An 11,489-nucleotide genomic window follows, 5' to 3' on the forward strand; every position below is an offset into this window, starting at 1 on the left:
ATGAATAAATTTAACTGTCCTTCCGTACTGAAAACCGTTTTTGCGATTGCAGTACTGGGATTTTGTGCCCCGGCGAGATTATTTTCGCAAAATACCACGATCAAGATCAATGCTGATAAGATTGAGAACAAAATCAGCCTACTTATTTATGGTTCAAATATCGAAGATGTAAACCACGAAATTTATGGCGGTTTCTATGACCAACGTATTTTCGGCGAAAGTTTTGAAGAACCAAATACAGGTGTAAATTTTAACCAATGGCGTAAGTATTCGGGTTTTTGGACAGGAGAGCAGGGTGTCGTTTCGATAAAGCCAGGTAGGAATACACAAAGCATTGTACTGATGAATGGTGTGCATCACGTTGGCGTGGAGCCCGATCATAGCGCAAAGCTCATCTATGAGCCTAAAATGATTGCTGATGGAGAGGTTGAAGCCGAAATCAGATTTACAAATAAAGGTGATGCTGGAGGATTAATTTTTCGTGTTTCGAACGAAGGGGTAGGAGATGATGCCTTTGATGGTTATGAAGTGAGTTTGGCTGCCGATGGTAAAAAAATAACACTTGGTAAACACCAGCAAAACTTTAAGCTGTTAAAAGAAACAGCGGTTAGTTTCTCGCCACAGGATTGGAATAAGGTACGGGTGCTTTTAACAGGTAAACAGATCGATGTTTCGTTAAACGGTAAAAAAGTGCTTTCGTTTATCGATGAAGACAGGCCTATCCTGTCGGGTAAGATCGGTTTACGCACCTGGAAATCGGATATGGAATTCAGAAATATTGATCTATCAGATCAAGAGGGAAGCCAGCGGTTAAAACTGGTTAACCCGGCAAATGAAGAAATGAGCTATAACTGGGATTTGATCAATAGCAAAAATGCCAGGGCGGGCTTTAAACTTGATACCACATCAGCTTACAATGGCAAAAATTCGCAGGTGATCAATTTTATCAGTGGGGTAGGTAAAATTGGCATAGCCAACCGAAGTCTAAACCGCTGGGGCATTGCCGTAAAAAAGAATCAGTTATTCCAGGGAAGAGTATATCTTAAAGGGGTTACAGCAGGACCAGTTACAATCGCATTAGAAAATAGCGATGGAAGCAAAACCTATGCACAGTATAAGGTTAATGGTGTTGGAAAGGACTGGAAGAAATGTGCGTTTAACCTTACCACAAATACAGCAGATGCGCATGCCCGCTTAGCCATTTATCTTAGTGCTAAAGGAAAACTGTGGATCGATCAGGTGGTATTAATGGGGACTGGAACAGAGCAGTTTAAAGGATTGCCAATAAGGGACGACATTGGAAAAATGCTGGTTTCGCAAGGGTTAACTTTTTTACGCTATGCCGGAACAATGGTAAATGCACCAGACTATAAGTTCAAGAATATGATTGGTGATCGCGATCAAAGGGCGCCCTATCGCGGTCATTGGAACTGGTATACCTCAAATGGCTTTGGGATAGAAGAGTTTCTCAGATTTTGTGAGCAGACGAAAATAACACCTTGTTTTGCAGTTAATATTTATGAAACGCCCGAAGATATGGCCGATATGGTAGAATATCTCAATGGCGATGTGAAAACCGTGTGGGGCGCAAAACGGGCCAGCAACGGCCATCCCAAGCCTTATGGCGTTAAATACATCGAAATTGGCAATGAAGAGGTAATATTTAACGGAGATAGCAAAGCTGCTTACGAAGAATATGTTCAGCGTTTTAAGGTATTGAATAATGCAATGCACCAAAAGGATGCTTCCCTGAAATTCGTGAGTGCGGCTTGGTGGCGACCCGACTCGCCAAACATGGAATATGTTTTTAAGGAATTAAACGGTAAGGCCGATTACTGGGATCTTCATGTTGGCGGCGACGATCCCTCAGCAGGTGTGGAAACCGACAGGCAATTGAGCGGCATGTTGGCCAGTTTTAGAAAATGGGATCCCGATACCAAAATGAAAATTGCCGTTTTTGAAGAGAATGGAAGTAAACACGGTATACAACGCGCCCTTGGCCACGCTACAAATATGAATGCCATCAGAAAGCATAGCGAAGATGTATTAACTTCAAGTCCGGCTAATGCCTTACAGCCCGACCGGCAAAACGATAATGACTGGGACCAGGGACAGATTTTTTTTACATCAGATCAGGCTTGGGGCATGCCACCCTATTATGCACAAAAAATGCAGGCAGAAAGTCACTTGCCCTTGCGGATCAACACATCAGTCAATGGAGCACTGGATGTAAGCGCTGCAAAAAGTGAAAATGGAAAAACATTGATTTTGTATGTGGTGAATACTACAGCAAATGCGATAAATGCTTACCTTGAATTTGCTGGTTTTGAAAATAGAAATAATGAGGTCAGGGTTTCAACATTATCAGGAAACCTGGATGCTTATAACACCGTAAGAAATCAAAAAGAATACCAGACACAATATTCGAAAATTACCTTGTCTGCCAATAGCCCCGGGTATAAATTCCTGCCTTTTTCGTACACCATATTGCATTTTTCAAAAGATTAAATCACGGCGGTAACTGCTATAAGGAATTATTGGAATTTTATCTACATCGAATTAAAAACAAATCACTTAACTGACTGTTATAGTCTTAAATAAAAATATAGCTGTCATGAAAAAGAAAGTAGTAATGGGTTTATTAACGCTTGCCTTGTTTGGCGGTGCAGCCCTAAATGTAAATGCTCAAGAAAAGAAAAAAACTGAGGTGGGTAAGGCATTAGATCATACAGGAAAAGCAATAGGTAAAGGCGCTAAATCGGTGGGTAATAAAACCGCCGAAGTTGCCGTAAAAGGCGGTTCGAAAGTAGCTGATAAAACCTGGAAGGGTAAAATGGCACCAGATGGAACGGATGTTTACATCAATTCAAAAAATGAAAAATATTATGTAAACTCTAAAGGTGCTAAAATCTGGTTAAAACCTAGTCAGATTAAAAACAGACCTGAGCCTAAAAAATAATATAAAAAAACCCGATGACATTCATCGGGTTTTTTTATGCAATCAGTTGATGTAAAAGTTATTATTTTATTAAATCTTTAAGGTATAAATGCTATTGAGGTACTGACTGTTAATGTTCGGAATTTCTTTAGGTGCATCAACTTTATCGATCAGTAATTTTTCAACCGCGCGATCATTCACTTTTAAGTTAAGCTCATAAAGCTTCTCGCCAAGTTTAAGATAAAATGTATTTTCAATACTCTTGGCCCGAAGCCCTATTTCATTTGAAAAGAGCTGATAATAATCCATTTTTAAGTTATCGGTATATGTAAATGGCTGGCGGATATCAAAACTGATCTGTGTAATTACATTGTTTGCATCCTTCGAATAAAGCTGTATCTGACTTTTATTAAAGTAACCTGCAGTTTTAGGATTTAGCAGATCTACAGCTGCACTATTTTTAATCACCAGGCCTAAAGTGGTATCGTAACTAATTGGCGAACAGGCACAGAGTGCATCATCCGTTATTTTTTTACATCCTAAGTTGGCAATAAAGATCACCATGAGCACGATTAGCGTTTTTTTCATCTGAATATTTTGTTTAAAGAAGATGAAGCGTTAAATGATTAATGATAACAGCTTTATATCTGGTTTTTAGCTTAAACGCATATGGAGCCGGATTCGCTACAATACATCACTTAAATCTGTATATAGCAAAAAAGCCCGGAAATATTGTTCCCGGGCCTTAATATTTTTTAACGTTTTTAAACTATTGTTCCGTACAGGTCGAAATCTTCAGCCCTGTCGATTTTTACATTCACAAAACTTCCGTTAGCGGCATAACCCGTAGCTGCATCAATCAAAACTTCATTATCAACCTCGGGCGAATCAAATTCGGTTCTGCCTACGAAGAAACCGCCTTCTTTTTTATCCACCAGTACTTTAAAGGTTTTACCTACTTTTTCCTGGTTAATATCGAAAGAAATACCTTGTTGAATTTCCATGATATCATCTACACGTTGTTGTTTTACTTCATCAGGAATATCATCAACTAAAGTATGGGCATGTGTTTTTTCTTCGTGTGAATAAGTGAAACATCCTAAACGGTCGAATTTAGTTTCGGCAACCCATTCTTTCATTTCTTCGAAATCGTGTTCTGTTTCGCCTGGATAACCACAGATTAAAGTAGTACGCATAGCGATATTTGGTACTTTATCCCTGATCTGGTTTACTAAATCGATGGTTTTTTGTTTGGTTGTGCCACGGCGCATTGATTTTAGCATGTTATCTGTGATGTGCTGCAATGGCATATCCAGATATTTACAGATGTTATCGCGCTCGTTCATGGCATCTAAAATTTCCATTGGGAAACCAGAAGGGTAGGCGTATTGTAAACGGATCCACTCGATACCCGGAACATCTGATAAACGGCGCATCAATTCATCTAACTTACGCACACCATAAAGGTCTAAACCATAATAGGTAAGATCCTGAGCGATCAAAATCAGTTCTTTTGTGCCGTTTTTAGCCAAGATCTTAGCTTCATTAACCAATTCTTCCATTGGCTTGCTTAAGTGCTTGCCACGCATTAATGGAATGGCGCAGAAAGAACAAGGGCGGTTACAGCCCTCAGCAATTTTGAAATAGGCGAAATGAGATGGCGTTGTTAACAAACGCTCGCCGATCAGTTCATGTTTGTAATTAGCACCCAGTTCGTGTAATATATTCTGTAGGTCGTTTGTGCCGAAAAAAGCATCAACATTTGTAATTTCTGATTCCAGTTCGGGTTTGTAGCGCTCAGATAAACAACCTGTAACCACTACTTTGCCGATTTTACCGGCTTCTTTCAGTTCGCTGAACTGTAGAATGGTATCAATTGACTCCTGTTTGGCATTATCGATAAAACCGCAGGTATTGATCACCACAATATCGTCTTTACCCATCTTGTCTGATTCGTGCACAACGTTTAAATTGTTGCCACGTAACTGCCCCATCAATACTTCCGAATCGTATATGTTTTTAGAACAACCTAATGTAATGACATTGATTTTAGGCTGTTTGATTGCGCTTTTACTTCTTGCTAATTTGGTATTCATATCAATTTTATTTACACTTTCCTGCGGTATGATTTCACAGATTTAGCGATTCCACAGATTATCATGTGGATATTTTAAAGGATTATACTGATATCCTTTTGACCTCACAACTTGTGTTGCCAAAGTTAATCAATAATCCAGTTTTAATTTTGCTGGCTTTCAAATAAGAGATAAGCTGGTTTGAAATAATTTAGGTTGGTATCCAGTTACTGGTTTTAGCTCGACTATTACTTTTTGTTCTACTACTCAATCACATCTAAACTTGCCGATCATTTGATCTTCAAACATCACTATAAACTCCTTCTCAATATCAAACTTCAATCCAGCTTGTTGAAGTTTAATTTTAAATGCGTTTACATAAATTTTCTCTAAGAAGCCTGGACCCAACTGCGTGTGGACACTGTAGCAACAACCGATTATAATTTTGGTAAGCTCATGATTTTCATATTCTTCCATTATGGAAATTAATAAAAATCTGTGTAATCCTGTAATCTGTGAAATCAACCACGAAGTGAACCTGAGGCTTAAATACTCTATGGAATCAACCCACTCCCACGAAGTGTTATTTAAACAAACTGTTCACAAACTCTTTCTTGTCAAAAAGCTGTAAGTCGCCTATTTTTTCTCCTACACCAATATATTTAACCGGTATCCTGAACTGATCTGAAATTCCAATTACCACACCACCTTTTGCTGTCCCATCCAACTTTGTAATGGCCAAGGCGTTTACATCGGTAGCTTCGGTAAACTGTTTACACTGTTCAAAGGCATTTTGTCCGGTTGAAGCATCCAGTACCAGCAGGATTTCGTGCGGCGCATTAGGTACAACCTTTTGCATCACCTGTTTAATTTTGCCCAGCTCGTTCATTAAGCCGATTTTGTTGTGTAAACGTCCGGCAGTATCGATAATCACTACATCTTCGCCGTTGGCAACCGCCGATTGTAGGGTATCAAAAGCTACTGAAGCAGGATCTGAGCCCATGGCCTGTGCAACCACTCTTACCCCAACACGTTCGCCCCAAAGTTTTATCTGATCAACAGCTGCGGCCCTAAAAGTATCGGCAGCACCTAAAACAACTTTAAGTCCAGATTCTTTCAGTTTATGCGCCAGTTTTCCGATCGTAGTGGTTTTACCTACGCCATTTACACCAACCACCATAATTACATATGGTTTATGATCGCCGTATTCGAACTGGCGGAAATCGTTGCTATTGTTTTCCGACAAAAGCAACTGGATCTCATCACGGAGTATAAAGTTTAGCTCAGAAGTATTGAGATATTTGTCTTTGGCTACACGTTCTTCGATACGTTTGATAATTTTTAATGTAGTGCTTACGCCAACATCAGAAGTAACCAAAACTTCCTCCAGATTATCGAGCACTTCATCATCAACAGAAGATTTTCCTGCAACAGCTTTGGTGATTTTATTAAAGAAACCGTCTTTGGTTTTCTCTAAACCTTTATCCAATGCTTCCTGAGCCTCAGGTGCAGTTTCTTTCTTTTTGAAAAAATCGAATAAACCCATATCTAAATTTTTATATAACAAAAAAAGCCCTTCCGGTTAAAACGGAACGGCCTTTAATATTTTTAATATTAAAAAATATTAACCTTATTTAGATGCAATAGCATCTTTTACGTGGTCGTTGTGTACGATAAGTTCTTTGAATGAGTAAGCACCAGTTTTAGGTGATTTTACCATTGTAATTACTTTCGAATATTCTTTACCTGTACCTGTTTTAAGGGTTGCAACTACTTTCTTTGCCATGTTCTTATAAATTTAATGATTTAATGATAGATGAATAGAATGAGTAAAAGGGATATACCCTCAACCTTCTACCTTTACACCATCAATCTTATTTAATCTCTTTATGTACGGTTACTTTTCTCAACACTGGATTGAATTTTTTCAATTCTAATCTTTCTGTAGTGTTTTTACGGTTTTTGGTAGAAATATATCTAGACATACCCGGCATGCCACTTTCTTTATGTTCAGTACATTCTAAAATAACCTGAACTCTGTTACCTTTTTTTGCCATTTTAATATAAATTGAAAACTGTTAATCTCAACAGTTAATGTTTTTTACAAAAATCCTTTTTTTACGAAACGGTTAATTGCTTCGCTAATGCCCACTTTATTGATGGTTTTAATCGCTGAAGTAGAAACTTTCAACGTAATCCAACGGTTTTCTTCAGGAATATAAAATTTCTGAAGTTGTAGGTTTGGGTAAAATTTGCGTTTGGTTTTAACGTTCGAGTGAGAAACGTTGTTACCTACCATTGCTTTTTTTCCTGTTAAATCACAAACTCTTGACATGACTTGTAAATATAGTTGTTTAATACGTCCGCTTAATTTTTTTAAGAGTGTGCAAATATCTGAATAATAATTGTAAACGACAAGAGAGTTCCATTTATTTTTTTAAAATTAAGTCAACATCCCACTTGCCGGGTTCTAAAAGCTCAAAATCAAGAGTTTCGCCCATAAACATTATGTTTAAACGTAAAGGAAATGCTAAACCTGTTAACATATAAAGTGTTGACGTTTTGGTAACTGTTTCTGCTTTCATATCTTCATATTTACCGTTCAAAATTTTAACTTCAGAAATGGTTGGGTTATTGGCATCCTAATACTGTTTATTGCCTTGTAGGACGGCTGTTTTAACAGCATTGGAATTTGACTCTGTTTTTGTGAAACCAATTTTGATGTATAAAATCTGATCTTTAGACTTTTTGTTCTTAGTCAAGGTAACATCTTCAATATTTGCTGTTTTGCTAAATAACACATATTGCCCAGTCTTTTTTAAGGTATCTGTAAGCACCGGGAAAGATTTTTCGGCAGAACTGGCTACATAAGAAATGGATAAAAATAAAGCAAGCATTATTAACGTTTTGGTTTTCATGGTATACATCATTAGTAAATGGGTTAAAGGTCCGTTAGTTAACAGACTTCACAATGTTTATTAATGCAGGATATTAATCCTTAATATATTACAGTTGTTAAAAAATAAATAACGCGGATCAAACGTTTGATATTCATTTTGATACGATTAGACTATTTTTCGTTGATATTATTTATTTAAATTAGCCGCAACTAATCCAAAATATAAAACAGAGCAATGCAAATTACATCTTTTAAGCAGTACGAAGAAGATTATAAAAAAAGCGTCGAAAACCCAGAGCAGTTTTGGGGGGAGGTAGCGCAAAACTTTCAATGGCGCAAACCTTGGTTCAAAGTGTTATCATGGAATTTTAACGAGCCGAATATTAAATGGTTCGAAGGAGCTAAACTTAATATTACCGAAAATTGTTTAGACCGTCACCTTGCTACCAATGGCGATAAACCAGCCATTATTTGGGAGCCGAATAATCCTGAGGAAGAAAGTGTTACCTATACTTATAAAATGTTGCACGAGCGCGTTTGTCGCTTCGCTAATGTTTTAAAACGTAATGGTGCTAAAAAGGGCGATCGCATCTGTATTTATATGCCAATGGTACCCGAACTGGCCATTGCTGTTTTAGCTTGTGCCAGGATTGGCGCCGTTCACTCGGTTATTTTCGGTGGATTTTCGGCAAAATCAATCGCCGACCGGATTAATGATTCGCAATGTAAAGTCGTGATTACTGCCGATGGTTCTTACCGTGGCAACAAACAGATTCCTTTAAAAGATGTAATTGATGATGCATTGATCGGTTGCCCAACGGTTGAAAAATGTATTGTACTTACCCATATCCGTACACCTGTTTCGATGTTGAAAGGCAGGGATGTATGGTGGGAGGATGAAGTGAAACACGTTAACGATATCTGCGATGCCGAAGAAATGGATGCAGAGGATATGCTCTTTATCCTTTATACATCAGGTTCTACCGGAAAACCTAAAGGTGTAGTACATACCTGCGGCGGTTATATGGTTTATGCGGGCTATACTTTTTCGAATGTATTTAACTATCAGCCAGGTGAGGTTTATTTCTGTACGGCCGATATCGGCTGGATTACCGGTCACTCGTATATTGTTTACGGACCGCTTTCGCAAGGCGCAACTTCAGTGCTTTTCGAAGGAATCCCAACTTATCCAAGTCCATCCCGTTTTTGGGATATTGTGGAAAAGCACAAAGTAAACACTTTATATACTGCACCTACAGCCATCCGCTCTTTAATGAGTTTTGGTGAGGATCCTTTGAATGGCAAAGATTTAAGCACCATTCGCGTTTTAGGCTCGGTAGGAGAGCCAATCAATGAAGAGGCCTGGCATTGGTTTGATGAAAAGATCGGTCATGGCAAGGCACCTATTGTAGATACCTGGTGGCAAACGGAGACCGGGGGCATTATGATTTCACCTATTGCCACGGTAACACCAACCAAACCTAGTTTCGCTACATTGCCTTTGCCGGGCATCCAGCCGATTTTGGTTGATGAAAACGGGAATGAAATTGAAGGAAACGGGGTCATGGGAAATCTTTGTATCAAATTCCCCTGGCCTGGGATGTTGCGTACCACTTATGGCGACCATGAGCGTTGTAAACAGACCTATTTCTCAACTTACGAGAATTTATACTTTACAGGCGATGGCTGTTTGCGTGATGAGGATGGTTATTACCGGATTACCGGTCGTGTTGATGATGTATTAAATGTTTCAGGACATAGAATTGGTACCGCTGAAGTAGAAAATGCCATTAACATGCATGCAGGCGTGGTAGAAAGTGCGGTGGTGGGTTATCCGCATGATGTAAAAGGGCAGGGAATTTATGCTTTTGTCATTTACCCTGAAATGCATGGCGAAGCAGAACTGTCTAAAAAAGATATTTTACAAACGGTTACCCGTGTAATTGGTGCGATTGCCAAGCCTGATAAAATATTGTTCGTTTCTGGTTTACCAAAAACACGCTCAGGCAAAATTATGCGTAGGATTTTACGTAAGATTGCTGAAGGTGATACCGATAATTTGGGCGATACTTCTACTTTGCTGGATCCGGGAGTTGTAGAGGAAATTATTGAAGCGGCAAAGAGGCTTTAACAGAAACTTTTTGCAATAAGGAATGCCCCCGAAAATTTCGGGGGCATTTTTGTTAATAGCCTATTGCTAATAATCAGCATTTTGAACCAGTTTAGTGTTGGCATCAATTTCACGTTGTGGAATTGGGAAAACCAGTTTAGGGGAGTTCCATGGTAAGCTACCGATATTGGTTTGCGTCCTTTTTGCGTCGTGTAATGAAAATCCTTCGAAGGCAAATTCAAGTTTTCTTTCATCAAGGATATCTGCTAAAGTAGCCGTTGTAGTTGTTAAACCTGCCCTGTCTCTAACTGTAGCTAAATCCTGTAAGGGCGTTACGCCGCCAATTGGAGCTGCTGGAGCCAAACGGACATTACATTCGGCTCTAATTAAATACATTTCTGCTAATCTGATTACTGGTACATTGCCAAATTGATTTCCATATTTTGCCGTAAATATATCGTCGTCATCATAAAAAGCATTTATCCTGTCATCGTCTGAACTGTAAGTTGCGTCAATCCAATCTTGCGATATTACGGCATCTCCACGGCCACCAAATGTTGATGAACCATAAAACTCATTAAAACCGTTAAATCCACTCAGCGTTGTTACCTGCATGGCAAAAACATCTTCTGTTGAATTATCTCCAGGTTTTGCTGGTTTTCCACTTTCTGGCATTCTAGGGAAAGCGCCTAGATAAGTACCTGTTAATTGATAGTTTCCAGAGGTGATTACCCGATTTGCGGCGGCTCCGGCTGCGCTATAATTCCCCATTTGCAGATACAGTCTGGCTAACATTGCAGCAGCGGCAGATTTGGTTGCAAAAAAACCATTAGTTGCCGGAAGCTTAGCTTCGGCGTCTGTTAAATCGGTTATAGCCTGGTTGTAAACAGCAGTTACAGTAGCCCTGCTTACATAACTCGATTCGGTTATGAGCGTGGTTGGTGTTAATACAATCGGTACACCCGGATTTGTGGTTGGCGAACCATCATTATAGGCTTTCCCAAATAACCTAACGAGTTCAAAATATGCCGCGCCCCTAATAAATTTCGCCTCTCCTTCAACTCTGCTTTTTTTAGCTGCCTCTACTTTATCAAGGGCGGCAATTACATTATTGGCATCATTAATTGCGGTATATCCTGCGGCCCAAACGTTATCAACAAAAACATTTGTTTTTAAAAGCGATTTGTTGATGGCCTGAGTCAATTCCTCGTATGTGCCAAACCATTCAATGGCATCCGTATTCGCTAAGAAATCCGCGATTAAAAACGGACGGCCACCAAAAAAATTGCGGCTACCAAGATCTGAGTATGCGCCAACTAAGGCACCTTCAACATCTTTTGAGGTGAGTAAAGCATTTTTTTGCTCAATGGTATCAACAGGATTTATATCGAGTGCCTTCTTGCATGATGATAAAGCCATCAAAAACATGCAAGCAAATAAGATATTGTTTATATATGTCTTTTTCAT

The 11,489-nt window shown here is 39.0% G+C and carries 14 protein-coding genes; 3 read left to right on the forward strand and 11 right to left on the reverse strand.

The features are described from left to right. Both AC04Q1_RS15200 and AC04Q1_RS15205 read left to right on the forward strand, forming a co-directional pair. On the forward strand, positions 1-2,508 hold the full coding sequence (locus AC04Q1_RS15200; RefSeq protein WP_478365438.1) for a 3-keto-alpha-glucoside-1,2-lyase-like domain-containing protein: 2,508 nt from the start codon (positions 1-3) through the stop codon (positions 2,506-2,508). A gap of 106 nt (positions 2,509-2,614) precedes the next feature. After that, entirely contained in the window at positions 2,615-2,959 is a 345-nt protein-coding gene (locus tag AC04Q1_RS15205; RefSeq protein ID WP_478365439.1) for a hypothetical protein, read from the forward strand. A 69-nt stretch (positions 2,960-3,028) separates the two neighbouring features. Here the strand turns inward: AC04Q1_RS15205 and AC04Q1_RS15210 are convergent, their stop codons facing one another. From AC04Q1_RS15210 to AC04Q1_RS15255, 10 genes are all read right to left on the reverse strand, one after another. After that, on the reverse strand, positions 3,029-3,526 hold the full coding sequence (locus AC04Q1_RS15210) for a hypothetical protein (RefSeq protein WP_478365440.1): 498 nt from the start codon (positions 3,524-3,526) through the stop codon (positions 3,029-3,031). A gap of 176 nt (positions 3,527-3,702) precedes the next feature. Beyond that, complete coding sequence (gene rimO, locus AC04Q1_RS15215) at positions 3,703-5,034, reverse strand: 30S ribosomal protein S12 methylthiotransferase RimO (RefSeq protein WP_478365441.1); 1,332 nt, start codon at positions 5,032-5,034, stop codon at positions 3,703-3,705. An 82-nt stretch (positions 5,035-5,116) separates the two neighbouring features. Then, on the reverse strand, positions 5,117-5,224 hold the full coding sequence (locus tag AC04Q1_RS15220; RefSeq protein ID WP_478365559.1) for a GxxExxY protein: 108 nt from the start codon (positions 5,222-5,224) through the stop codon (positions 5,117-5,119). Positions 5,225-5,280: 56 nt separating this feature from the next. Further along, the gene (locus AC04Q1_RS15225) at positions 5,281-5,490 is read right to left on the reverse strand and encodes a GxxExxY protein (RefSeq protein ID WP_478365442.1); all 210 of its coding nucleotides are present in this window, start codon (positions 5,488-5,490) and stop codon (positions 5,281-5,283) included. Positions 5,491-5,596: 106 nt separating this feature from the next. Then, complete coding sequence (gene ftsY, locus AC04Q1_RS15230) at positions 5,597-6,559, reverse strand: signal recognition particle-docking protein FtsY (RefSeq protein WP_316845713.1); 963 nt, start codon at positions 6,557-6,559, stop codon at positions 5,597-5,599. An 84-nt stretch (positions 6,560-6,643) separates the two neighbouring features. Beyond that, positions 6,644-6,799 (reverse strand): DUF4295 domain-containing protein, encoded by a 156-nt coding sequence (locus AC04Q1_RS15235; protein WP_010599808.1) that lies wholly within the window; start codon positions 6,797-6,799, stop codon positions 6,644-6,646. Positions 6,800-6,887: 88 nt separating this feature from the next. After that, positions 6,888-7,070 (reverse strand): 50S ribosomal protein L33, encoded by a 183-nt coding sequence (gene rpmG, locus AC04Q1_RS15240; RefSeq protein ID WP_010599807.1) that lies wholly within the window; start codon positions 7,068-7,070, stop codon positions 6,888-6,890. Positions 7,071-7,114: 44 nt separating this feature from the next. Further along, complete coding sequence (gene rpmB / locus AC04Q1_RS15245; protein ID WP_025145121.1) at positions 7,115-7,348, reverse strand: 50S ribosomal protein L28; 234 nt, start codon at positions 7,346-7,348, stop codon at positions 7,115-7,117. 94 nt (positions 7,349-7,442) lie between these two features. Further along, a complete protein-coding gene (locus tag AC04Q1_RS15250; protein ID WP_478365443.1) occupies positions 7,443-7,598 on the reverse strand; it encodes a hypothetical protein in 156 nt (51 codons plus the stop codon). 57 nt (positions 7,599-7,655) lie between these two features. Further along, positions 7,656-7,910, reverse strand: a complete 255-nt coding sequence (locus tag AC04Q1_RS15255; RefSeq protein WP_478365444.1) for a hypothetical protein — start codon at positions 7,908-7,910, stop codon at positions 7,656-7,658. A 237-nt stretch (positions 7,911-8,147) separates the two neighbouring features. Between AC04Q1_RS15255 and acs the strand changes: the two genes are divergently transcribed. Next, entirely contained in the window at positions 8,148-10,043 is a 1,896-nt protein-coding gene (gene acs / locus AC04Q1_RS15260) for an acetate--CoA ligase (RefSeq protein WP_478365445.1), read from the forward strand. 66 nt (positions 10,044-10,109) lie between these two features. Here the strand turns inward: acs and AC04Q1_RS15265 are convergent, their stop codons facing one another. Next, on the reverse strand, positions 10,110-11,489 hold the full coding sequence (locus tag AC04Q1_RS15265; RefSeq protein ID WP_478365446.1) for a RagB/SusD family nutrient uptake outer membrane protein: 1,380 nt from the start codon (positions 11,487-11,489) through the stop codon (positions 10,110-10,112).

The sequence above is a fragment of the Pedobacter humicola genome (genome assembly GCF_056490705.1).

Bases quoted from the DNA above. Each gene is read 5' to 3' on its own strand.
- rpmG (WP_010599807.1), bottom strand. From the start codon at position 7,070: ATGGCAAAAAAAGGTAACAGAGTTCAGGTTATTTTAGAATGTACTGAA.
- rimO (WP_478365441.1), bottom strand. From the start codon at position 5,034: ATGAATACCAAATTAGCAAGAAGTAAAAGCGCAATCAAACAGCCTAAA.
- ftsY (WP_316845713.1), bottom strand. From the start codon at position 6,559: ATGGGTTTATTCGATTTTTTCAAAAAGAAAGAAACTGCACCTGAGGCT.
- AC04Q1_RS15255 (WP_478365444.1), bottom strand. From the start codon at position 7,910: ATGCTTGCTTTATTTTTATCCATTTCTTATGTAGCCAGTTCTGCCGAA.
- AC04Q1_RS15200 (WP_478365438.1), top strand. From the start codon at position 1: ATGAATAAATTTAACTGTCCTTCCGTACTGAAAACCGTTTTTGCGATT.
- AC04Q1_RS15225 (WP_478365442.1), bottom strand. From the start codon at position 5,490: ATGGAAGAATATGAAAATCATGAGCTTACCAAAATTATAATCGGTTGT.
- rpmB (WP_025145121.1), bottom strand. From the start codon at position 7,348: ATGTCAAGAGTTTGTGATTTAACAGGAAAAAAAGCAATGGTAGGTAAC.
- AC04Q1_RS15265 (WP_478365446.1), bottom strand. From the start codon at position 11,489: ATGAAAAAGACATATATAAACAATATCTTATTTGCTTGCATGTTTTTG.
- AC04Q1_RS15210 (WP_478365440.1), bottom strand. From the start codon at position 3,526: ATGAAAAAAACGCTAATCGTGCTCATGGTGATCTTTATTGCCAACTTA.
- AC04Q1_RS15205 (WP_478365439.1), top strand. From the start codon at position 2,615: ATGAAAAAGAAAGTAGTAATGGGTTTATTAACGCTTGCCTTGTTTGGC.
- AC04Q1_RS15235 (WP_010599808.1), bottom strand. From the start codon at position 6,799: ATGGCAAAGAAAGTAGTTGCAACCCTTAAAACAGGTACAGGTAAAGAA.
- acs (WP_478365445.1), top strand. From the start codon at position 8,148: ATGCAAATTACATCTTTTAAGCAGTACGAAGAAGATTATAAAAAAAGC.
- AC04Q1_RS15250 (WP_478365443.1), bottom strand. From the start codon at position 7,598: ATGAAAGCAGAAACAGTTACCAAAACGTCAACACTTTATATGTTAACA.